Here is a 20706-nt window from a genome sequence, read left to right as displayed (position 1 = left end):
CAGGCAGACCGCAATCAGCGGCCATCTGCCATTGCGCGCCTGCGCCGCCACGTCCGCGGGATGCTGCGAATGGAAACTAGTGCCGCGCGTCTGGAAAAACAGGTGCGCGATTATGTGAACGGCGGCCTTGTGCTGTTCTGGAAACGCCAGACGATCTATGCGGCGGCGGGCCTTCTTTGCGGCTTTTACTACGATATCGAGATCGCAGTTTTCTGCTATCTCTTCATCCAGTTCTGCGAATTTTCCGACACTTGGGTGTCTTTGCGCATCGTGCGCTGGAAAGGCGGCAGCCTGCGCGAGGCGCGGCGCTACCGGAACCTTCTCTTCCTGACGGCCACGCTCAGCAGCATATCGATCGCCCTCTGGGCTGGGATCGTCGCGCATCTGGAGGGGATATCATCCCACTTCATGCCGTTGTTCTTCCTTTTTGCGGCGGGCCTCTTCGCGGCGGTGAACAACCACCAGATCCCGCAGATCCTTCTTCTGCGCTTGGTCGTCTATACGGGCGTCTTCCTTTACATTCCCGTGTCCGACCTGTTGGCCGTGATGCCGCCCCTGAAGAATTTCCTGTGGCTTCAACTCTTTACCGTCGTTTTCGTGCTGTTCTTTGTGATCGAATGTTCGATCATCTTCCTTAGGCTCTACAGGCGCGGCCTTGACCAGTTGGATGAGTTGCGGCGCGAACGTGACCGGGTGCAGGCCGCCTATGAGGTGAAGTCGCAATTCGTGTCCGTCGTCAGCCATGAATTGCGCACGCCCCTGACCTCGATCAACGGGGCGCTTGGTCTGTTGCGCACCGGGGCCTACGACAACGATCCGGCCAAGGCGCGCAACATTCTTGAAATCGCACATAAAAACAGCATCCGCCTCTCTGCGCTGATCAATGATCTGCTCGATCTGCAAAAACTCGAATCCGGGCAGATGAGCTATAGCTTCGATGAGATTGACCTCGCCGACATTGTCGAGGAATGCATCGGGGCAATGGAAACCTTTGCCCAAACCTACGGGATCAGCATCGACTTTTCCCCCGGCGCGCAGCCCGTCTTTGTGCGGGCGGATCGGGACCGCCTGCATCAGGTGCTGGACAACCTTCTGTCCAACGCTGTGAAGTTCTCAAAGCGGGGTGAAAAGGTCGAAGTGCGTATCCGCCGCAGCGCAGGCCGCGCTTGGGTCGAGGTGCAGGATCATGGCATCGGCATCCCGCCCAATTCGCGTGAAAAGGTGTTTGGAAAATTCACTCAGGTCGATTCTTCGGATCGCCGGTCGCATGGCGGCACCGGGCTGGGTCTGTGCATTGCACAGGAAATCATGTCGGCGCATGGGGGCAGCGTCGATTACACAAGCGCACTTGGCGAAGGCACGACCTTTGTCATCGATTTTCCCTTGAAGGACTGACGATATGACGTTCCAGGCTGATGTTCCCCAGCAGGCCGATCTGGCCGCCCGCCTTGCGCCGATCCGCGCGCATTTCGTGGCGACACTCGCCCCGCGCCGTGAACGTCTAACCAGCTACCTGCGCTCTGCTGATTTCCGCAATCCCGATCCGGCAACCATGCGGGTCTTGCAGGAAGACGCGCACAAGATGCGCGGTGTGGCGCCCACTCTGGGCTTCGAATCGCTTGGCCGCGTGGCGGGCGAGGTGGATGAAATGCTCAACCCGTGGAAAGAGGCCTTGGCTGTGATCGAGGTTCCACCCGAGTTGGAACTTGCGTTGGAAACGCTGCTCGACGCGATCGAAGAAACCATCGCCAAGGGGCCATAACGGCCCCTGCCCCGCCTAGGCCTGCGGCCGCTGGCCCCAGAGGCGCATGATGTCATTCGACAGGGCAACGGGATCGAAAGGCTTGGTAATCTTGCCCAAAACGCCAAGTCCGTCGAATTCGGCATGGCCGGTCTCGATCTGCTTGGCGGTCATGAAGATCGCTGGCACATCGGCAAGCGGCGCCTGCGTCCGCAGCGCCTGAAGCGTTTGCAAGCCGTTCATTTCCGGCATCATAAAGTCCAGCAGCAGAAGGTTCGGCGCAAAGGCCGCACCCTTTTCGATCGCTTCGGGACCGGACATGCATTGCAGCACCTCAAACCCGCCAAGATCGGCAAGGGCCAGACGCGCGATCATGAGGATATCCTCATCGTCTTCGACGTGAAGAATCCGTTTAAGCTCTGCCATCGGCACCCCCCGAAGCGCCCCGTCCACCGATAATCCCCAACCCGTGAACCCTTACAGCGTGACGCTGGAGTGACGTTGCGTCAATCACTGCTTTCAGTTTTCGACAAAAGTTATCAGAACGATTTGTTTCCAGAGGCAGGGCAATCAACCCCACCGCACTATTCATCATAACGGATCGGCATAGCCACCTTATAGACTCAGCTGTGAACGAGTCGCAAAGGCTTCCGCAACGTCAGCCTAACTTTACCCAGACCGTCTTCAATGCACTGTACTTGTCAAAACTATGCAAGGACAGATCACGCCCAAAGCCGGATTGCTTTACCCCGCCAAAGGGTGTCATCGCCGAAAGCGCATCCACCGTGTTGATGGAAACAGTGCCAACCCGAAGCGCCGCGCTGACCCGGAAGGCGCGGTCAATGTCGCGCGTCCAGACAGATGCGGCAAGCCCATAAGCCGTATCATTGGCGATGCGCACCGCCTCTGCCTCATCCGTGAAGGGGATCACGGCAAGGACGGGGCCAAACACCTCTTCCCGCGCCAATTCGCAGTTTGGGTCGACCCGATCAAAGATCGTGGGCGTGATCCATGCGTCCGATCCGTGGCGCGAGATCCTTTCGCCCCCTGTCACCAGCCGCCCGCTGCCCCTTGCACGGTCGATGAAACCGGCCACCCGGCCTGCATGGTGGCTATCCACCATCGGCCCCATCGTTGTAGCCATATCCAGCGGATCGCCCTGCACCACCGCACCTGCGCGGGCGACCAGCCGCTCGACCATCGCGTCATGCACGTCGCGATGGACGAGCAGGCGAGAATTGGCAGAGCAAACCTCGCCCGCATTGAAGAAGATGCCAAAGGCAGCCATGTCGGCGGCACGGTCCAGATCGGCATCGGGGAAGATCAGGTTGGGTGATTTGCCCCCGGTTTCCAGCCAGACCTGTTTCATGTTCGACCGCCCGGCATAGGTCTGGAACAGCTTGCCCACCTCGGTCGATCCGGTGAAGGCAAGGCAATCCACATCCGCGTGCAGGCCCAGGGCCTGCCCCGCCTCATGTCCATAGCCCGGCACAACGTTCAGAACGCCCTCTGGCAGTCCGGCCTCGGCTGCCAGTTCCGCAAGACGCAGGGCCGAAAGCGGCGACTGTTCCGCCGGTTTCAGAACGACCGAATTCCCGACAGCCAGCGCAGGCGCCAATTTCCACGTCGCCATGTCGAGGGGGAAGTTCCACGGCACAACCGCCCCCACCACCCCCAACGCCTCGCGCCGGATCATGGCGATATCGCCGGGGCCTGTCGGTGCGATCTCGTCATAGATTTTGTCGATGGCCTCGGCATGCCACTGAAAGAAATGCGCCGACCCGGGCGCGTCGATGGTCGAGGATTCGGCAATAGGTTTCCCCATATCCAACGTATCCAGCAGCGCCAGTTCCGGCACATTGGCCCGGATCAGCGCAGCCAGCTTTAGCAGCACCTCTTTGCGTTCGGCCGGGGATTTGCGCGACCAGCGCCCATCGTCAAAGGCGCGGCGCGCGGCCTGCACAGCGCGGTCGATATCCGCCGCATCGCCTCGCGCCACCTCGGCCAGCACCGCGCCATTGGCGGGGTTCACCGTGGCAAAGCGCGCGCCCGACGCCGCCTCCTGCCATTGCCCGTCGATCCACAGCCCCGTGCGCGGCGCGATCCCTGCCGCCAAGGCCCGCCAATCCGATCCATCCGCCATAGCCCATCCCCCCTGTTCGCAATCCCAAACTGCCAGCCGCACCCGCCACTTGTGACAACAGATTTCCGCCCCGCTGCTTCGGAAAAACCTAACCCGTGGCGAGAAGCGGCAGCAAAAGCGCAAAAAGCTCAGCCTGCGAGGTGATCCCACAGCGGGCGTAAAGCTGTTTGCGAAAGACCTTCACCGTCTGCGCGCTGACCCCCAGCCGCAAACCGATGGACACGGTGGAATGACCCCGCAGGATCAAAAGAGCAACTTCCGCCTGCCGGGGCGACAGGCGGATCCCCCGCGCACCTTCCAGCCCACGCATGAGCTGCGTCGTCACATCATCCGCCGCGCCCCGTTCGGCGCGCAGCCCCTGCCAATGCGCCTCACCCAGCGCGGTCACCACCGGGGCAAGGCGCTGGCACAACTCCACCTCGCGGGCCGAAAAGGGCTGGGCCGAGGTCGCATCGCGGCCAAGGCAGATGTTAAGGGACACATCCGCCACCGGGTAAAGGACGAAGGTGATCTCATCCACCAGTGTCGTTTGCTGGTAATATTCGCGGAAATACCGACTGCGGTGAAAAGCATCGGGGGCCACGTCGCGCAACCGATAAGCCCCCGCCGGAACCCGGCTGACATGTAGGTCGTGATAAGGGTCCAGAAGATAGGCCCCCGCCAGATAGGTGCTGTCGAGTTGCGAAAAGACCTGCGGCTGGTCCGATTGGCGAAACAGAACCTGCGGCGGCCCAGCATCGCGATAGGCAAGGATGATCAGGTTGTCGGGTGCCACACAGCGGCGGAACCAATCCTGCAACGCGCCCTCAAAACCCGCCCCGCCGATGCGGCGGATGACTTGGGCCAATTGTCCCTCGGCGCTGTTGGGCAGCGGATGCATCATACCTCTCTGGGGGTATATACCCCCCGCGCGGGCCAAACTTAACCTTCCCTCATACTGCAAGGGGTATGGGGCCGCATGTCAACTGCCATCGACATCCGTTCCGTGGTCAAGCGCTATGGCACCGCCACCGCGCTGCACGGCGTATCGCTTGCCATCGCGGATAATGAATTCTTCACCCTGCTTGGCCCTTCCGGCTGCGGAAAGACCACGCTTCTGCGCTGCATCGCGGGGTTCGAGGATGTGACCGAAGGCGAAATCCATCTGTTCGGCCAGAATATCGCCGGGCTGGAACCAAACCACCGCCCCGTCAATACCGTGTTCCAGCAATACGCCCTTTTCCCACACATGACCGTGCTGGAAAATGTGGCCTTCGGGCTGAAGATGAAGGGGGTAGGCCTGTCCGAACGCACCGCCCGCGCGGGCCGGATGCTGGAAATGGTCCACCTTTCTGCTTTTGCCGATCGCCTGCCGTCACAGCTTTCGGGGGGCCAGCAGCAGCGCGTTGCCTTGGCCCGCGCCTTGGCCCCGGAACCCAAGGTTCTGCTTCTGGATGAACCGCTTTCCGCGTTGGACCTGAAGTTGCGGCAGGCCATGCGGGTAGAGTTGAAGACCCTTCAGGAACAGACAGGCATCACCTTCATCTTCGTCACCCATGACCAAGAAGAAGCGTTGACGATGTCGGACCGGATCGCCGTCATGTCCCAAGGCAGGGTGCAGCAGATCGGAACGGCGCGCGATATCTATGAGGCGCCGTTGAACCGTTTCGTGGCCGATTTCATCGGTGAGACGAACCTTCTGGAGGTGATGGTGGACCGAGTCGAAGGCGACACCGCCCATGTCATCCTGCCCGGCGGCCATGCCATCACCTGTGCCGCTGCTGGAAACGGGCCGGGCAAGCATCATTTGTCGATCCGGCCCGAACGTCTGTCGCTAGCCATAGAGGGCGATCTGACGGCAGTGGTGGATCGCGTGGTCTATCTGGGCACGGACCTGCAACTTCTGACCCGCCTGCCCACGGGTGAGGAATTTCATGTGCGCCTGCAAAACTCGGCCCGCACCGAAATCCCCGCCCCCGGCAGCGCCGTCGCTCTGCATCTGGAGGAAGGCGCGGCCCGCCTTCTGGCCGACTGATGGCCGGGATCACGCCCCCGCCCAAAGGCAATGGTACGGGCTATCGTGGCCTTGTGGGGCCGCTTCTCCTGCCGACATGGGCGATGATCGGCATCTTCCTCGTGCTGCCCGTCCTTTTGATGGCCGTCTATTCCTTCCTGACCAAGGAATTCCGGGGCGGCGTGATCTGGGATTTCACGCTGGCCGCCTATGACCAGTTCTTTCTGAACCGGGGCCTTTTCGGGGATGAACCGCCCACCATCGAATGGACCTATATCACCATCTTCTGGCGGTCGATCTGGCAGGCAGCACTTGCCACGCTGATCTGCCTGATCGTGGGTTTTCCCACCGCTTGGTTCATCGCGACACGGCCCCCCAAAGCGCGGGCGGTCTGGCTCTTTCTGGTCACGATCCCCTATTGGGTGAACCTGCTGATCCGCACGGTCAGCCTGAAATTCCTGATCCGCGAAAACGGGCCCCTGAACGAAAGCCTGATGTCCATCGGGCTCATCTCGGACCCGCTTCCCTTGGTGAACACCAACCTCGCCGTGCAGTTGGGCCTGTTCTACAGCTACCTGCCCTTCATGGTGCTTCCGATCTATGCTGCCGTGGAACGCTATAACTTCGCCCTGTCAGAGGCGGCGGCAGACTTGTACGCCTCTCGCTGGGTCACCCTGCGCGAGATTGTGCTGCCGGTGGTGAAACCCGGCATCATCGCAGGCTGCATCCTTGTCTTTGTTCCCTCGCTCGGCGCCTTTCTTGCGCCCGACCTGCTGGGGGGCGCCAAGACCTTCATGATCGGCTCGTTGATCGACGAACAATTCCGCGGATCGCAGGGCAACTGGCCCTTTGGCGCGGCGGCGGCGATGATCCTGATGACCCTCGTCCTGATCGTGCTGATGATCTACGCCCGCGCGCAGGCGAAAGAGGAGGCGCGATGAAGGGCGTGCGCCACTATCCCGGCTTTCTGCCCATGGCGGTGGCCTGCCTTGTCATCCTTTATGCGCCGCTGATCGTGGTGATGATCTATTCCTTCAACGGATCCACCTCCATCACCACATGGGGCGGTTTCTCTTGGCGCTGGTATGCGGATGTCTTCACTGGACCGGAAGCGCCGCGCTTCAAGGCGGCGGCGTGGAATTCCATCACCATCGCCGTTCTTGCCGCCACCACCGCCACCGCCATCGCCGTGGCCGCGGCCGTGGCGATGATCCGGGGCGGGCGGTTCCGAGGGAAATCGGCGACTTTCGCCCTGATCAACCTGCCCCTGATGGTGCCTGAAATCGTCGTGGCTGTGGCCTGCCTGATCTTCTTTTCCACAATCGGGCTGACGACCGGATACCTGACGATCCTGATCGCCCATATCACCTTCTGCATCCCCTTTGCCTATCTGCCCATCGCGGCCCGGCTGCAGGGGATCGAAGACACCTATGAACAGGCGGCGCGCGACCTTTATGCCAGCCGGGCACAGGCCTTCCGCCTGATCCTGCTGCCGCTGATGATGCCCGGCATCCTGTCGGGCTTTCTTCTGGCCTTCATCATCTCGCTTGACGACTTCATCATCACCAATTTCGTCAAGGGTGCCGGGATGGAGACCCTGCCCACCGCCATCTTCGGATCGGTCAAGCAGGGGATCAAACCCAACATCATGGCAATTTCCACCATGTTGCTGGCCGTATCCGTGATCCTTGTGACGCTGTCCTACCTCGTCAACCGCATCGGGCAAAGAACCCGATCCTGAACCCAACGGGAGTCATCCATGAAAAAGCTACTCACCACCGCCACCGCCTTTGCGCTTCTTTCCGGGGCGGCGCAGGCCGAAGGCAACCTCTCGGTCTATCACTGGTTCGAATACATCCCCCAGGAACTGGTGGATAAATTCACCGCCGAAACCGGGATCACCGTGACGATCGACACCTTTGACAGCAACGAAGCCATGCTCGCCGCGCTGAAAGCCGGGAAGATGGGCCAATATGACGTGGCCGTGCCCACCGACTACATGGTCGCCATCATGAAGGGCGAAGGCCTGCTGGATACTTTCGCCCCCGAGGATCTGCCCAATTTCGGCAATATCGCCCCGCAATGGATGGACGTGCCCTTCGATCCGGGTCGCCAATCCTCCATCCCCTACCAGTGGGGTTCCACCGCTTTTTCGGTGAACCGCGATGTCTATCAGGGCGATATCAACACGCTGGCCATGATCTTCGATCCGCCCGCCGAATTGCAGGGCAAGATCAACGTCCTCGACAGCCAGGGCGAGGTGCTGGCGCTTGGCTCCCTCTATCTGGGCATCCCGCAATGTTCGCAGGATAAGGAACAGCTCAAGGCGCTGAATGACATGCTGATCAACGCCAAGCAGCATTGGGCCTCTTTCGGGTCGGATACGGCCAAGGATGTGCTGGTGTCGGGCGATGCGGCGGCGGGGATGATCTTCAACGGCTTTTCCGCCAAGGCCCGCGCTGAAGGGGCGAATGTCGAATATGCCTATCCCAAGGAAGGCTATGTCGTCTGGATGGATAACGTCGTTCTGCTGAAGGACGCGCCCAACCGCGAGAATGCGCTGAAATTCATGAACTTCCTGCTTCAGCCGGAAAATTCCGCGGCGGTGACGAACTATGCCGCCTATATCTCGGGCGTGTCGGGGGTCGAACCCTTCCTTGATGACGCGATCAAGAGCAGCCCCGAAAACAACCCGCCCGCCGATGCCCCGGCTGGCAGCTTCATTCAGGTCTGCGATCAGGAAACCCAGCAATTCTACGACGCGATCTGGACCAACCTGAAAAAGTGACGAAACGCGCGGGGGGCCGCATCTGGCCCCCCACTCCCCCCATCCCGGTGCAGGAGACCCGATGTCCTTTCCCATCGCCCTCTGGCAAGGCCCTTCGCCCGATGGATCGGACGAGGCGGCCTTCGCCGCCCTCGACGCCGCCTTGCGTGCCGCCGCGGCCATGGGGGCAATCACCCTTGTCGCGCCCGAGGTATTCTTGCCCGGCTACAACCAACCCGATATTCCCGCCCATGCGCAGCTGCGTGGCGGACCTTGGCACCAACGCCTTGCCGCGCTGGCCCAAAGCCATGGCTGCGGCATCGTTATCGGCTATGCCGAGCGGGACGGCGAGCGCATCTATAACTCTGCCATCGCCCTCGATGCGGCAGGCCGCGAGATCGGTCATTACCGCAAGGTCCAACTCTTCGGCCCGCGCGAAAAATCCATCTACGCCCCTGGCGATGCCGTATCGGTCTTTGATCTGGGCGGCATCCGGGCGGCCCTACTCATCTGCTATGACATTGAATTCGCGCCATTGGTGCGCAGCCTTGCCGAGATGGGGGCCGACCTGATCCTTGTGCCCACCGCAAACCCCGAACCCAACACCCATGTCAGCCGTCTGGTCGTGCCGGCCCATGCGATCAACCACGGCGTGACCATCGTCTATGCCAATTACTGCGGCACAGAAGGCGATATCGCCTATTGCGGCGCCTCTGTCATCGCGGCACCCGATGCGGCCGTCCTTGCTGCCGCGGGCCCCGGCCCTGCCCTGCTGGTTGCCGATATCGACCGCCAGCCGGACCCCGCGCTGATGCAGACCCAATTGATTGATTACCGCCCGATCTGAGGCCCGCCTTATGCCCAAAGACACCCGCGACAGCCGCTATGACATCCTCTTCGAACCCGTCCGCATCGGGCCGAAGGTTGCCAAGAACCGCTTTTACCAAGTGCCGCACTGCAACGGCGGCGGCTATCGCGACCCCTCTGCCGTGGTCGAGATGCGCCGGACCAAGGCCGAAGGTGGCTGGGGCGTGATCTTCACCGAACAGACCGAAATTCACCCAACATCCGAAATCACCCCCTTCATCGAACAGCATCTCTGGGATGACCGCGACATCCCCGCCTTGGCCCGGATGGCCGAAGCGATGAAAAGCCATGGCGCCTTGGCGGGCATCCAGCTGGCCTATTCCGGCATCAACGGCCCCAACCTCTATTCGCGCGAGGTGCCATTGGCCGTGACGGGCGGGCCAATCCTGACCTTCACCTCCGATCCCGTACAAGCCCGCACCATGGACCGCGAGGATATCCGCGACCTGCGCCGCTGGTTCCGCAATGCCTTTCGCCGCAGCCAGACCGCTGGCTTCGACCTGATCTGCCTTTATGGCGCACATGGCTTTGGCATCCTGCAACATTTCCTGTCGCGCAACACCAACCATCGAACCGATGAATATGGCGGCAGCCTTGAAAACCGCGCGCGCTTTCTGCGCGAGATCGTGGAAGAGGCGCGCGAAGAAACGAAGGGAGACATGGCCATCTCCCTCCGCCTGTCGCTGCACGAGGCGGGCGAGATGGGCTTTTCCAACGCCGAACTGCGCGATTTCATCGCAATGCATGGCGACCTGCCCGATATCTGGGATCTGGCCCAAGGCACGTGGGAGGCCTGCTCTGGCACCTCGCGCTTCAAACCCGAAGGCGCGCAGGAGGATCTGGTCAAGGGGATCAAGGAGCTGACCTCGAAACCCGTGGTGGGCGTGGGCCGCTTCACCAGCGCCGATGCCATGGTGCGGCAGATCAAGGCGGGTATCCTTGATTTCATCGGGGCCGCCCGCCCCTCTATCGCAGACCCTTTCCTGCCCAAGAAGATCGAGGAAGGCCGTTTCGACGACATCCGCGAATGCATCGGCTGCAACATCTGCGTTTCCGGCGACATGACCCAAGGCATCAGCCGCTGCACCCAAAACACCGCCTTCATGGAGGAATGGCGCAAAGGCTGGCATCCTGAACGGATGCATCCCAAGGGCGCGTCGGAGAGCGTGCTGATCGTTGGCGCGGGCCCTGCGGGGCTCGAGGCGGCCCATATCCTTGGCAAGCGCGGCTATCAGGTGACGCTGGCCGAGGCGGGCACCGTTCTGGGGGGCCGTGTGGCGCGGGAACGGCTGCTTCCCGGCCTGTCCGCTTGGGGCCGCGTGGCCGATTACCGTACGGGTCAGATCGCGCCGATGCCCAATGTGCAGACCTATCTCGACAGCCGCCTGACCGCCGACGACATCCTTGGTTTCGGCATCCAGCACGTCGCCATCGCCACGGGATGCCATTGGCGGCGCGACGCCGTGGCAAGGCTGCATCTGCACCCAATCCCCACCGATGCGGCGATGCCGATCTTCACGCCCGATGACCTGATGGCGGGGGAAGGTCCCATGGGGGGCACCGTCCTTCTTTACGATGACGATCATTTCTACATGGGGTCCGTGCTTGCCGAACTGCTGGTCGCGCGCGGCTGCCGCGTGCATTTCGTCACCCCCGCCGTCAAGGTTGCGGAATGGACCGACAACACGCTGGAACAGGCCACCATCCAGCGCCGCCTTGCCGATCTTGGCGTGACCATCCACCTGTCCCACGCCCCTGACACGATCCACGCCAACGCCGCCGACCTGACCTGTCTGTGGAGCGGCAAGACCACCACGCTTGACTGCGATGCCGTCCTCATGGTCACCTCCCGCCGACCGGAAGACGCGCTTTACCACGCGCTGCGGGCTCAGGATTGGCAGGGGGCGGGGATCGCGTCGATCAAGCTGATCGGCGATGCAGCAGCCCCCGGCCCGATAGCATGGGCCACCTATGCAGGCCGCCGCTATGCCGAAGAACTGGATGCTCCGCCGCTTGGTGATGCCCTCTCCTTCCGGCGCGAGATCGCAGAGTTGATGCCTGCCACCCATCTCACGCCATAAGCGAAAAACACAAGTATTTGGCCATAAAACAGGCCGTTTCCACGCATTTATGTTCGAAAATGAATAGAGTGGGTCATCACTTGCATTGGCCAGATACGCCCATGCGACCTGCAGCCCCTCCTGTTTAGGTTCCCCCCAGACTCAGCTTTTCCACCTACAACTCTGGTTGCAGGCCCATCCTGCACGACCGTTGTTTCATGGCGCGCGCGAAAGGCCTGGGCTAGTGATCCGCCAAAGACCGGCGCCCCGGTCCAGCTACAGGATATTGTTCCCTTGCAAACCAGCCGTTCTGCTGAAATCACCTCCCCCGCGCGGGGGAAGACAGAGTCCATGCGCTTTCGCCCAACTCGCCCCGTCATCGCGGCCCTTCCCTACAGCCTTGGCGTCACAGCCTTCATAATGGCCTTCCACAACGCCACCTTCTGGCAGCGTGGATGGGCGATCTTTGATGGCGATCTCCGCCTTTTGGCAGGCTGGGGGCTAGCGGTGTCGATGCTGACGATGCTGACCCTCACGCTCTTTGGGTTCCGCTGGCTTTTGCGCCCGATGGCGGCGTTCCTGCTGATCCTCTCCGCCGTCACGTCCTATTACATGGACAAGCTCGGCATCGTGATCGACCGCGAGATGATCCAGAACGCGATGCTGACGACGGTGACGGAAAGCAAGCACCTCATCACCCCACAATTCCTGATCCATGTCACGATCTGGGGCCTGCTGCCCGCCGCCGCCGCGCTGTGGGTGAAGGTCAAGCCGACACCGTTCCTTGGCAATCTCTGGCGCTGGGCGCTAACCATCGTCGTTACGCTTGCCATCTTTGCCGGGGCACTGTTCAGCGACTTCAAGGCCTATGCCGCCGTCGCCCGCGAACGCAAGGAACTGCTGGCCAGCTATCAACCCGGTGCCGCCATCGGCGGGGCCGCGCGCTATGCCAAGATGATGCTGAAGGCAAAGGATGTGGCCGTGGCCCCCTTGGGCCGGGATGCCAAGAAAGGCCCCCTCATCACCGCCGCAGGCAAGCCCGTCTTGACCGTGGTCTTCGTGGGCGAAACCGCCCGTGCACAGAATTTCGGCCTGAATGGCTATGCGCAGGACACGACACCCGAACTGGCCAAGCGTGACGTGATCAACTTCACCGACGTCTCGTCTTGCGGCACCTCTACCGCCGTCTCGGTCCCCTGCTTGTTGTCGAACCTGACGCGGGATGGCTATTCCTACGACCGCTCCATCCGGCAGGAAAACCTGATCGACGTGCTGCACCACGCCGATGTCGATGTCTTGTGGTGGGATAACAATACGGGCGATCAGGGCACCGCTGGCCGCGTTGTCGAAGCGCGGCGCATGACCGCCGCCGACGACCCCGCCGCCTGCGCCGAAGGGGAATGCACGGACGCCGTCTTCCTGAACCCTTTGAAGGACGCGCTGCCCAAGATCACCCGCGACACCGTGCTTTTCCTGCACATGATCGGGAGCCACGGCCCAAGCTACTATCTGCGCTACCCGCAGGCCGAGGAACATTTTTCCCCCGCCTGCCGGACGGCCGAATTCGCCGATTGCACGCAGCAGGAAATCATCAACGCTTATGACAATACCATCCGCATGACCGATAAGGTGATCGCCCAGACGATCGACATGCTGGCCGCGCAATCCGATGTGATCCCTGCCGTGTTCTTCCTGTCAGACCATGGCGAAAGCCTTGGCGAAGATGGCCTTTACCTGCATGCCGCGCCCTATTTCATGGCCCCGGAAACGCAGACCCGCGTGCCGATGGTCATGTGGCTGCCTGAACCCTATGCCCAAGCCTTCAAGGTGAATCGCCCCTGCCTGACACAGAAGGCCGCACAACCGCAAAGCCAAGACATCGTGTTCCACACCGTCCTCGGCCTGATGGATATCCAGACCGAGATACGCAACCCCGCCCTCGATCTGATGGCTTGCAACTAGACCGCGACGCCCGCCTTGAGCCCCTCATACACCGCCTCTTCGGCGGTGCGGGGGGCAAGGCAATCGCCCGCCATATGGCATTCGATCCCCAACCGCGCCGCAACTTCGGCCAGATCGTCGACCGGGCGATGGCCAAGGCAAAGGACAAGGGTATCGACCCCTGCCACCTCCATCGCCTCGCCGCTGGGCGTGTGCTGCAAGAACACCGTATCCCCCGCCGTGCCGTAAAGCCGCGCATAAGGCCGCACCTCAACGCGCAGCCTATGCAACTCGGCCGCGATATTGTCACGCACGTAAAGCGGCAGCACCTCGCCCGCATGCAGGCCGTTCACCGCCAGCACCACCGATGACCCGGCCTTCGCCAATGCCTCGGCCACCCCCGGCCCGATCCAGTCACAGCGCCAATCTGCCACCACCACCCGCGCGCCGACCCGGACCTCGCCGCGCAGAACCTGCCACGCGGTCACCACCTGCATGTCGCCATCTGTCGGCAGGTCCGGCACATGCGGCACCGCCCCGGTGGCAAGGATGACGGCATCGGGGGCTTCCTCGCGCAGCACCTCTTCCGTCACCCGCACGCCGCGCCGCAGGCGAACTTGCGCCCGCTCCACCTCGCGCATCAAGTTGGTGACAAGGCCGCCGAATTCCGCCCGCCGTGGAAGGAGTTGCGCCAGCAACGCCTGCCCCCCCGGCTGTGCCGCCGCCTCCCAGAGCGTAACCTCATGCCCCCGCCGCGCCGCCGTCACCGCCGCCTTCATCCCGGCAGGTCCCGCCCCCACCACCATCACCCGCTTGCGCCTTTCTGCGCGCGCCAGATGCCCAAAGGTCAGTTCCCGCCCCGTTTCAGGATGCTGGATGCAGGACACGGGCAGGCCCTTGTGGAAATGACCGATACAGGCCTGATTGCAGCCGATACAAGCGCGGATATCGTCCACCGCCCCCCGCGCTGTCTTGGCCGGCATCTCGGGGTCAGCGATCAGCGCGCGAGTCATCCCGCACATATCGGCCTGCCCCGCCGCCAGAATGGCCTCGGCCTCTTGCGGTTGGTTGATGCGGCCCGCGACAAAGACGGGCACCCTCAAGGCCCGCTTAAAGGCCGACGCGTCTGGGGCAACATAGCCGGGCGCAAAGGCCATGGGCGGCGCGATATGCATCGCGCCCCCTAAGGTGGCCGATGTGCCTGTGGTGACATTCACGTAATCCAGTTCGGATTCCAGCGCGATGGAGGCCGCCAGCGCCTCTGCCGCCGTCAGCCCATCCTCCTCACGCTCGCCCGCGCTGATCCGCAGGCCGATGACGAAATCCTCATCCGTCGCGTCACGGATGGCAAGAAGCACCTCGCGCAGGAACCGAAGTCGCCCCTCACCGCCATAGGCATCGGTCCGCAGGTTCACGCGAGGGTTCAGGAATTGCGCAGGCAGATAGCCGTGGCTTGCCACCACCTCCACCCCATCCAGCCCCGCCACCCGCATCCGCCGCGCCGCCGCAGCGTAACCTGCTACAATCTCAGCAATTAAAGGCAGGGTCAGCGCGCGCGGCATAACGTGGAACCGTTCATTCGGCACCGAGGACGGCGCATAGGCCACCGCCAGCAAGCCATCCGCGCTTTCCATAATCTCGCGCCCCGGATGGAAAAGCTGGGAAAAGATCACCGCGCCTTCCGCATGCACCGCATCGGCCAGCGCACGATAGCCGGGGATGCAGCCATCCTCTGTCGCCATCAGAAGATGCGAAGTATAACGGGCCGTCTCATGCACGCCTGCCACCTGCGTGACGATCAGCCCCACCCCGCCCTTTGCCCTTGCCCGGTGATAGGCGATCAGCGCGTCATTCACCGTACCATCGATGGGCAGAACCGTGTCATGGCCAGTGGAAAGGATGCGGTTGCGGATGCGCGCGCCCCGGATGGAAAGCGGCGTGAACAGATGCGGGAACATCGTAGATTCCGGTTTCTTTTCCATGGCTTACCCCCTGCCTGCAAGCCAGACTAGCGCAAGCCCGATGCCGCCGCCACCCCGGCGCCGTCGGAAGGCTTGGACAAATCCGCCCGCCTGCCCCATATGGGGGGAAGGCTGGCAAGAGGTTCGGATGAAAGGCTTTCTCGACGCAAACCACCCGATGTTCCGGCGGCCTTGGGTGCGCTGGGTGACGGCGGGCGTGCCGCTGGCTTGGGCGGCGTTTGAATTGTGGATGGGCAATCCGTTCTGGGCGGTTTTGTTCGCCGCAGCAGGGGGTTATGCCTTCTGGGTGCTGATCGTGAAAGGCCCGGATCAGGGCTGAAAGCGGGCGGCAATCTCGTCGGCCAGCGCCGCCATTTCGGCCCGCGCGGGGGTTTTGGGCCCTTCACCGACCCCCCGACCCTGCCCCAGCACCTCGGCGAACGCAACGCGGGAGCCGAGACGGGAACTGGCAATTTCTGCTTTGCCTTCAGCGGCTTGCGCAACCTCATCCGCCAGACGGGTGCCGGATTTCCAACGATTGAGCACGATCATCGCAGGGCGGGATTCGCGCAGGATCAGGTCGAGAACCCCATCCACCGCCCAAAGATCAAGGTGGCTGGAGGCGACGGGGATCAGCACCAGATCGGCCTCGCGCAGGGCGGGGCGGAGGTCGGCATCCACCTTTGGGGGCGTGTCGACGATGACCAAGTCATTGATCTTGCGGAGTTTCTCGCATTCGTAGCTGACCCCCCATGCGGAGGCGGTTGAGAAGTCGAGGCCGTCCACCCCCACCCCATCGCGCCGCGCCATGAACCAGCGGCCAAGGCTGCCCTGCGGATCGGTGTCCAGAAGCGCAACCCTTTGGCCACGTTGCAGAAATTCCACCGCCAGATTGACGGCAAGCGTGGTTTTCCCGGCCCCGCCCTTCTGCTGTGCGACGGTGATCACCTTGCCCATGCGACTCTCCAATCACCCCAATGCTGCATTGCAGCATTTTCGCGGCAGTGCGTCAATGTGGCGGAATGGCCCTGCATCGGCAGTGCCCTGTTCTGTGCCGCCTTTTGTGCCGCAAACTGTGGGCACAGAGCGCACGCTGGGAGGGGAACTGGTTAACCATAAGGGATACCCCCATAAACGGGGGTTATGGGTCGGTGACAGGGGGGCATCGGATGCCCTAGTCTGGGCAGGACGAGACAAGGAAAGGACCACCCGATGCGCAAGACCCTGATGGGCAAAACCGGGATCGCCACACTGATCGCGCTTCTCTCCCTGCCCGCCTGCGCCCCCGTGGTTCTGGTCGGCGCCGGGGCGGTCGTGGCGGATGCGGTGGTGGAGAAGACGCAAGGCGGGGATGGGTTGTTTTAAGGGTGCCCGACGTCGGGCGGAGGGCAGGTGCCCCCCGCCCTCCGTTTTGGGGTCGCGTTACTGGGCCGTGTAGGGCAGCGACGAGTGATGCAGGACGATGCGCAAGGCCCCGGCATCATCCTTGACGAATTGCCAGGTCTTATCGACCGTCGTCACCGACCCGTCCTTCGCGGTGATCGACACATTGCCCATCGTGGTCGCGCTGTCGCCGGTGATGAAGACGGCGTTGTTGGCGATGCTGCAATCGGTCCAGCCCTTCAGGGCGAAACCTGTATCATTCGGGAAGGCCGGATCGCCACCGACGAAATAGGCCAGCGCCCCCTCGCGCGTGGGGCGGAAGGTCTGCGGGACGACGGTCAGCGTCGGTTTGAAGAGAACCACGCCCATCTGATAGCCGTAGGCAGCGTCGATCACGTCCCCGGCAAGCGCCTTGGCCGCCTCTTGACCATCGCGGTCATGGGTCGCTGAAATGTCAACAAGGGCGGCACACCATGCCTGTTGTGCGGCGGTGACCTCCGCCTCGGTGATGGCTTTCGAGACGACAACCGCCTCAGAGGCCGAAGCGGCAAAAGAGAGGCTGCCAAAGACGAGGGCAGCCGACAGGGTTCTTTTCATCATTACGCATTCCACTTGTTACAGGTTCATTGGGTCCGTCACAGAGGGCCTGCCCCGGCAACCGGCGGCAAGCCATCGGGCCAGAGGCCCTTGCGTTAGGTAGGAAGTCCGCGGCCTTATGACAGGGCCTCGGGCAGACGCCGATCTCTCGGCCGATCACAGTTCGTTTACCAAACCGGGGGTATCGTCCTGGCGACCGGAGCAAGCCCTTGCCGGGCGGCGCGGGGTTGTTTTGACGGGGCGGTGGGGGGAGGCCCCTACGGGCCGTGCTTGCCGACTACGCAGCCTAGGGCCAGCCAGAGAGAGCGGAGAAACCCGCGTCCCGGGCTTGATCCGGGACCTCCTGCGGTATCCGCTGTACGGCCTGATACCGAGGCCCCGGATCAGGCCCGGGGCGGGGAGTATCCGCGGTTAGAAGGCAGGTGAAGCGTCAAGCCTGCGCTTTACGGATGATCACCCATCCATCTTCAACGCCGAGATAAACGCCTCCTGTGGGATCTCTACCTTGCCGAATTGGCGCATCCGCTTTTTCCCGGCCTTCTGCTTTTCCAAAAGCTTGCGCTTCCGCGTCGCGTCGCCGCCATAGCATTTGGCCGTCACGTCCTTGCGCATCGCGCTCAGCGTCTCGCGCGCGATGACGCGGCCGCCGATTGCCGCCTGAATCGGGATCTTGAACATGTGGCGGGGGATCAGTTCCTTGAGCTTTTCCACCATCGCGCGGCCCCGCATCTCGGCCCGGTCGCGGTGGACCATCATCGAGAGGGCGTCGACCGGTTCCTCATTCACGAGGATGGACATCTTGACCAGGAAATCCTCACGATATTCAGAAATCTGGTAGTCGAAGGAGGCATAGCCTTTGGTCACCGATTTCAGGCGGTCGTAGAAATCAAAGACCACCTCGGCCAAGGGCAGGTCATATTCCACCATGGCGCGGTTGCCCGCATAGGTGAGGTTCAGCTGGATGCCGCGACGGTCTTGGCAGAGCTTCAGGATATCGCCCAGATATTCGTCGGGCACCATGATCGTGGCCTTGATGCGCGGCTCTTCGATATGGTCGATATAGGTGAGGTCGGGCATATCGGCGGGGTTGTGCAGATCGCGCACCTCGCCATCCTTCATATGCAGCTTGAAGACCACCGAAGGCGCGGTGGTGATGAGGTCGAGGTCATATTCGCGTTCCAGCCGGTCGCGGATCACCTCCAGATGCAGAAGGCCAAGGAAGCCGCAGCGGAAGCCAAAGCCGAGGGCGGCGGAGGTTTCCATCTCATAGCTGAAGCTCGCGTCGTTGAGGGCGAGCTTTTCGATGGCGTCGCGGAGGGCTTCGAAATCGTTCGCGTCCACGGGGAAGAGGCCGCAGAACACCACGGGCTGCGCGGGTTTGAAGCCGGGAAGGGGCGTGTCGCAGCCCTTGCGTTCATGGGTGATCGTGTCGCCCACGCGGGTGTCGCGGACCTGTTTGATCGAGGCGGTGAGGACGCCGATCTCACCCGGCCCAAGTTCGGGGATATCCACCATCTGGGGTTTCAGGACGGCCAGCTTGTCGATCCCGTAGATCGCGCCGGTCTGCATCATCTTGACCCGGTCGCCCTTGCGGATGACGCCATCCATGACGCGGATCATGACGACGACGCCGAGATAGGCGTCATACCAGCTATCAACCAGCATCGCCTTCAGCGGGGCGTCACGGTCGCCCTTGGGCGCGGGGAGGCGGTGGACGATGGCCTCTAGCACATCCGGGATGCCGAGGCCCGTCTTGGCGGAAATCGGGATGGCGTCAGAGGCATCAAGGCCGATGACATCCTCGATATTCTCCTTCACCCGGTCGGGATCGGCGGCGGGGAGGTCGATCTTGTTGAGGACCGGCACGATTTCATGACCGGCATCAATGGCCTGATAGACATTGGCGAGCGTCTGCGCCTCGACTCCTTGGGACGCATCGACGACCAGCAAAGACCCTTCCACCGCGCGCATGGAGCGGCTGACCTCATAGGCGAAGTCGACATGGCCGGGCGTGTCGATGAGGTTCAGGATATAGGTCCGGCCATCCTTGGCGGGATATTCGATCCGCACCGTGTTGGCCTTGATGGTGATGCCCCGCTCCCTCTCGATATCCATACTGTCGAGGAGTTGCGCCTTCATATCGCGTTCGGCCACCGTCCCCGTCATCTGGATGAGACGGTCGGCGAGGGTGGATTTGCCGTGGTCGATATGGGCCACGATGGAGAAATTGCGGATGAGGTCAAGCTGGGTCATGGCGCGCATATAGCTTGTCGCAGAAGGGTCGGAAAGCCCCTGTGGGGGCAAGTTATGCGCCTGTTTGGCGGGCTGGATCGGCAGCGTGGGGCGGGGCCTTGCTGGCTGGGCGAAATGTGATGCGGGCCGCCCTTTGGACGGATTGAAAAAACCCGCACAATCGGCATACTCCGGCGCAGAAAAATGACTGCGGGGCATGGCCCAGCGGCAAGAGGCAGAGACGATGAGACCCTTCCTTTCCGGCGCGGCTCTGGCCGTGCTTCTTCTTCCTTTGAACATGCAGATGGTTCAGGCCGGGCCGATTGAACGCGCCTGCCTGCGGTCGGACAGGGATGCCGCGAACCGGCGGATCTGTTCCTGTATCCAGCAGGTTGCCGACATGACCTTGGGCGGCGGCGATCAGCGCCGCGCGGCGCGGTTCTTTTCTGACCCTGACCTCGCGCATGAGACATGGCTGTCGCAGCGCGCCGCCGATGACGCCTTCTGGGAACGCTACAAGAATTTCGGTGCCACGGCCGAGGCCTATTGCGCGGGCTGAGGACGCCCTAGCGCAAGGCGGCGATCAGGCCGCCCGCGGCGTCTTCGATCATGTCCAGCACGCGGTCATATTCGCCCGTATACCAAGGGTCCGGCACCTCGGTGCCGTGCTGGGGCGCGTAGGTCAGAAACAGTTCCGGCTCTGTCCCCCCTGCGGGGCAAAGGGCGCGGGTGTCGCGCAGATTGGCGCGATCCATCACGAGGATACGGTCAAAGCGGGTGAAATCCTCGGCCGTGATCTGGCGGGCGCGCAAGGCTGACAGGTCATAGCCCCGTGCCTGTGCCGCGATGACGGCGGGGGGATTGGGGGCCTCGCCCGTATGCCAGCCGCCAGTGCCGCAGCTGTCGACCGTCACGGAAAGCCCCTCTGCCTTGGCCAAGGCGCGGAAGACGCCCTCGGCGGTGGGAGAGCGGCAGATATTGCCCAGACAGACGAAAAGGATGCGATGCGTCATGCGCCTTG

The 20706-nt window shown here is 62.5% G+C and carries 20 protein-coding genes; 12 read left to right on the top strand and 8 right to left on the bottom strand.

What is annotated here, in order from left to right:
- Positions 1-69: 69 nt before the first annotated feature.
- Together QF092_RS01030 and QF092_RS01025 are read left to right on the top strand one after the other, a co-directional pair.
- Entirely contained in the window at positions 70-1395 is a 1326-nt protein-coding gene (locus QF092_RS01030; protein WP_281466754.1) for a sensor histidine kinase, read from the top strand.
- A 4-nt stretch (positions 1396-1399) separates the two neighbouring features.
- Positions 1400-1762 carry an Hpt domain-containing protein gene (locus QF092_RS01025; protein WP_281466752.1) on the top strand — a complete coding sequence of 121 codons (363 nt, stop codon included), beginning with the start codon at positions 1400-1402 and terminating at the stop codon, positions 1760-1762.
- Positions 1763-1777: 15 nt separating this feature from the next.
- Here QF092_RS01025 and QF092_RS01020 read toward each other — a convergent pair whose 3' ends face one another.
- The 3 genes from QF092_RS01020 to QF092_RS01010 form a co-directional block, all read right to left on the bottom strand.
- Complete coding sequence (locus QF092_RS01020; protein WP_281466750.1) at positions 1778-2167, bottom strand: response regulator; 390 nt, start codon at positions 2165-2167, stop codon at positions 1778-1780.
- Between the two features lie 232 nt (positions 2168-2399).
- On the bottom strand, positions 2400-3884 hold the full coding sequence (locus QF092_RS01015) for an aldehyde dehydrogenase (RefSeq protein WP_281466748.1): 1485 nt from the start codon (positions 3882-3884) through the stop codon (positions 2400-2402).
- Positions 3885-3972: 88 nt separating this feature from the next.
- Entirely contained in the window at positions 3973-4767 is a 795-nt protein-coding gene (locus QF092_RS01010; protein WP_281466746.1) for a helix-turn-helix transcriptional regulator, read from the bottom strand.
- 75 nt (positions 4768-4842) lie between these two features.
- Between QF092_RS01010 and QF092_RS01005 the strand changes: the two genes are divergently transcribed.
- From QF092_RS01005 to QF092_RS00975, 7 genes are all read left to right on the top strand, one after another.
- The gene (locus QF092_RS01005) at positions 4843-5898 is read left to right on the top strand and encodes an ABC transporter ATP-binding protein (protein ID WP_281466745.1); all 1056 of its coding nucleotides are present in this window, start codon (positions 4843-4845) and stop codon (positions 5896-5898) included.
- Positions 5898-6818 (top strand): ABC transporter permease, encoded by a 921-nt coding sequence (locus QF092_RS01000; RefSeq protein ID WP_281466743.1) that lies wholly within the window; start codon positions 5898-5900, stop codon positions 6816-6818. Before QF092_RS01005 ends, QF092_RS01000 begins: the two co-directional genes overlap by 1 nt.
- A complete protein-coding gene (locus QF092_RS00995; RefSeq protein ID WP_281466741.1) occupies positions 6815-7618 on the top strand; it encodes an ABC transporter permease in 804 nt (267 codons plus the stop codon). The genes QF092_RS01000 and QF092_RS00995 overlap by 4 nt, the downstream gene beginning before the upstream one ends.
- An 18-nt stretch (positions 7619-7636) precedes the next feature.
- On the top strand, positions 7637-8665 hold the full coding sequence (locus QF092_RS00990; RefSeq protein ID WP_281466739.1) for an extracellular solute-binding protein: 1029 nt from the start codon (positions 7637-7639) through the stop codon (positions 8663-8665).
- A gap of 61 nt (positions 8666-8726) precedes the next feature.
- Positions 8727-9491, top strand: a complete 765-nt coding sequence (locus QF092_RS00985; RefSeq protein ID WP_281466737.1) for a nitrilase-related carbon-nitrogen hydrolase — start codon at positions 8727-8729, stop codon at positions 9489-9491.
- Between the two features lie 10 nt (positions 9492-9501).
- Entirely contained in the window at positions 9502-11592 is a 2091-nt protein-coding gene (locus tag QF092_RS00980; RefSeq protein WP_281466735.1) for an oxidoreductase, read from the top strand.
- 330 nt (positions 11593-11922) lie between these two features.
- Complete coding sequence (locus tag QF092_RS00975) at positions 11923-13533, top strand: phosphoethanolamine transferase (RefSeq protein WP_281466733.1); 1611 nt, start codon at positions 11923-11925, stop codon at positions 13531-13533.
- Here QF092_RS00975 and QF092_RS00970 read toward each other — a convergent pair.
- Positions 13530-15494: an oxidoreductase gene (locus tag QF092_RS00970; RefSeq protein WP_281466731.1), complete on the bottom strand. Its 1965-nt coding sequence runs from the start codon at positions 15492-15494 to the stop codon at positions 13530-13532. The two genes, QF092_RS00975 and QF092_RS00970, sit on opposite strands and share 4 nt — an antisense overlap.
- Before the next feature lie 127 nt (positions 15495-15621).
- Here QF092_RS00970 and QF092_RS00965 point away from each other — a divergent pair, with 127 nt between their 5' ends.
- Entirely contained in the window at positions 15622-15813 is a 192-nt protein-coding gene (locus QF092_RS00965; protein ID WP_281466729.1) for a hypothetical protein, read from the top strand.
- Here QF092_RS00965 and parA read toward each other — a convergent pair.
- The gene (parA, locus tag QF092_RS00960) at positions 15804-16430 is read right to left on the bottom strand and encodes a ParA family partition ATPase (RefSeq protein WP_281466727.1); all 627 of its coding nucleotides are present in this window, start codon (positions 16428-16430) and stop codon (positions 15804-15806) included. The two genes, QF092_RS00965 and parA, sit on opposite strands and share 10 nt — an antisense overlap.
- A 255-nt stretch (positions 16431-16685) precedes the next feature.
- Here parA and QF092_RS00955 point away from each other — a divergent pair, with 255 nt between their 5' ends.
- Positions 16686-16838, top strand: a complete 153-nt coding sequence (locus QF092_RS00955) for a hypothetical protein (RefSeq protein WP_281466725.1) — start codon at positions 16686-16688, stop codon at positions 16836-16838.
- A 57-nt stretch (positions 16839-16895) separates the two neighbouring features.
- On the opposite strand, the gene QF092_RS00950 is transcribed toward QF092_RS00955, so the two are convergent.
- Entirely contained in the window at positions 16896-17456 is a 561-nt protein-coding gene (locus QF092_RS00950) for a hypothetical protein (protein WP_281466723.1), read from the bottom strand.
- Positions 17457-17906: 450 nt separating this feature from the next.
- Positions 17907-19706, bottom strand: coding sequence for a translation elongation factor 4 (gene lepA, locus QF092_RS00945; RefSeq protein ID WP_281466721.1), 1800 nt, complete (start codon positions 19704-19706; stop codon positions 17907-17909).
- A 223-nt stretch (positions 19707-19929) separates the two neighbouring features.
- Here lepA and QF092_RS00940 point away from each other — a divergent pair, with 223 nt between their 5' ends.
- The gene (locus QF092_RS00940; protein ID WP_281466720.1) at positions 19930-20244 is read left to right on the top strand and encodes a hypothetical protein; all 315 of its coding nucleotides are present in this window, start codon (positions 19930-19932) and stop codon (positions 20242-20244) included.
- A gap of 7 nt (positions 20245-20251) precedes the next feature.
- Here QF092_RS00940 and QF092_RS00935 read toward each other — a convergent pair whose 3' ends face one another.
- Positions 20252-20698 carry a low molecular weight protein-tyrosine-phosphatase gene (locus QF092_RS00935; protein ID WP_281466719.1) on the bottom strand — a complete coding sequence of 149 codons (447 nt, stop codon included), beginning with the start codon at positions 20696-20698 and terminating at the stop codon, positions 20252-20254.
- Positions 20699-20706: the final 8 nt, after the last annotated feature.

Source organism: Fuscovulum ytuae, from assembly GCF_029953595.1.
Classification (GTDB): domain Bacteria; phylum Pseudomonadota; class Alphaproteobacteria; order Rhodobacterales; family Rhodobacteraceae; genus Paragemmobacter; species Paragemmobacter ytuae.
This window is presented reverse-complemented; position numbering and strand designations above follow the sequence as displayed.

What these genes read in the sequence shown, in the direction of transcription:
- QF092_RS01005 (WP_281466745.1), top strand. Translation starts at nt 4,843, where the DNA reads ATGTCAACTGCCATCGACATCCGTTCCGTGGTCAAGCGCTATGGCACC.
- QF092_RS01000 (WP_281466743.1), top strand. Translation starts at nt 5,898, where the DNA reads ATGGCCGGGATCACGCCCCCGCCCAAAGGCAATGGTACGGGCTATCGT.
- lepA (WP_281466721.1), bottom strand. Translation starts at nt 19,706, where the DNA reads ATGACCCAGCTTGACCTCATCCGCAATTTCTCCATCGTGGCCCATATC.
- QF092_RS00940 (WP_281466720.1), top strand. Translation starts at nt 19,930, where the DNA reads ATGAGACCCTTCCTTTCCGGCGCGGCTCTGGCCGTGCTTCTTCTTCCT.
- QF092_RS00990 (WP_281466739.1), top strand. Translation starts at nt 7,637, where the DNA reads ATGAAAAAGCTACTCACCACCGCCACCGCCTTTGCGCTTCTTTCCGGG.
- QF092_RS00935 (WP_281466719.1), bottom strand. Translation starts at nt 20,698, where the DNA reads ATGACGCATCGCATCCTTTTCGTCTGTCTGGGCAATATCTGCCGCTCT.
- QF092_RS00980 (WP_281466735.1), top strand. Translation starts at nt 9,502, where the DNA reads ATGCCCAAAGACACCCGCGACAGCCGCTATGACATCCTCTTCGAACCC.
- QF092_RS00955 (WP_281466725.1), top strand. Translation starts at nt 16,686, where the DNA reads ATGCGCAAGACCCTGATGGGCAAAACCGGGATCGCCACACTGATCGCG.
- QF092_RS00950 (WP_281466723.1), bottom strand. Translation starts at nt 17,456, where the DNA reads ATGATGAAAAGAACCCTGTCGGCTGCCCTCGTCTTTGGCAGCCTCTCT.
- QF092_RS00970 (WP_281466731.1), bottom strand. Translation starts at nt 15,494, where the DNA reads ATGGAAAAGAAACCGGAATCTACGATGTTCCCGCATCTGTTCACGCCG.
- QF092_RS01020 (WP_281466750.1), bottom strand. Translation starts at nt 2,167, where the DNA reads ATGGCAGAGCTTAAACGGATTCTTCACGTCGAAGACGATGAGGATATC.
- QF092_RS00975 (WP_281466733.1), top strand. Translation starts at nt 11,923, where the DNA reads ATGCGCTTTCGCCCAACTCGCCCCGTCATCGCGGCCCTTCCCTACAGC.
- QF092_RS00985 (WP_281466737.1), top strand. Translation starts at nt 8,727, where the DNA reads ATGTCCTTTCCCATCGCCCTCTGGCAAGGCCCTTCGCCCGATGGATCG.
- QF092_RS01015 (WP_281466748.1), bottom strand. Translation starts at nt 3,884, where the DNA reads ATGGCGGATGGATCGGATTGGCGGGCCTTGGCGGCAGGGATCGCGCCG.
- QF092_RS00965 (WP_281466729.1), top strand. Translation starts at nt 15,622, where the DNA reads ATGAAAGGCTTTCTCGACGCAAACCACCCGATGTTCCGGCGGCCTTGG.
- QF092_RS01025 (WP_281466752.1), top strand. Translation starts at nt 1,400, where the DNA reads ATGACGTTCCAGGCTGATGTTCCCCAGCAGGCCGATCTGGCCGCCCGC.
- QF092_RS00995 (WP_281466741.1), top strand. Translation starts at nt 6,815, where the DNA reads ATGAAGGGCGTGCGCCACTATCCCGGCTTTCTGCCCATGGCGGTGGCC.
- QF092_RS01030 (WP_281466754.1), top strand. Translation starts at nt 70, where the DNA reads ATGGAAACTAGTGCCGCGCGTCTGGAAAAACAGGTGCGCGATTATGTG.
- parA (WP_281466727.1), bottom strand. Translation starts at nt 16,430, where the DNA reads ATGGGCAAGGTGATCACCGTCGCACAGCAGAAGGGCGGGGCCGGGAAA.
- QF092_RS01010 (WP_281466746.1), bottom strand. Translation starts at nt 4,767, where the DNA reads ATGATGCATCCGCTGCCCAACAGCGCCGAGGGACAATTGGCCCAAGTC.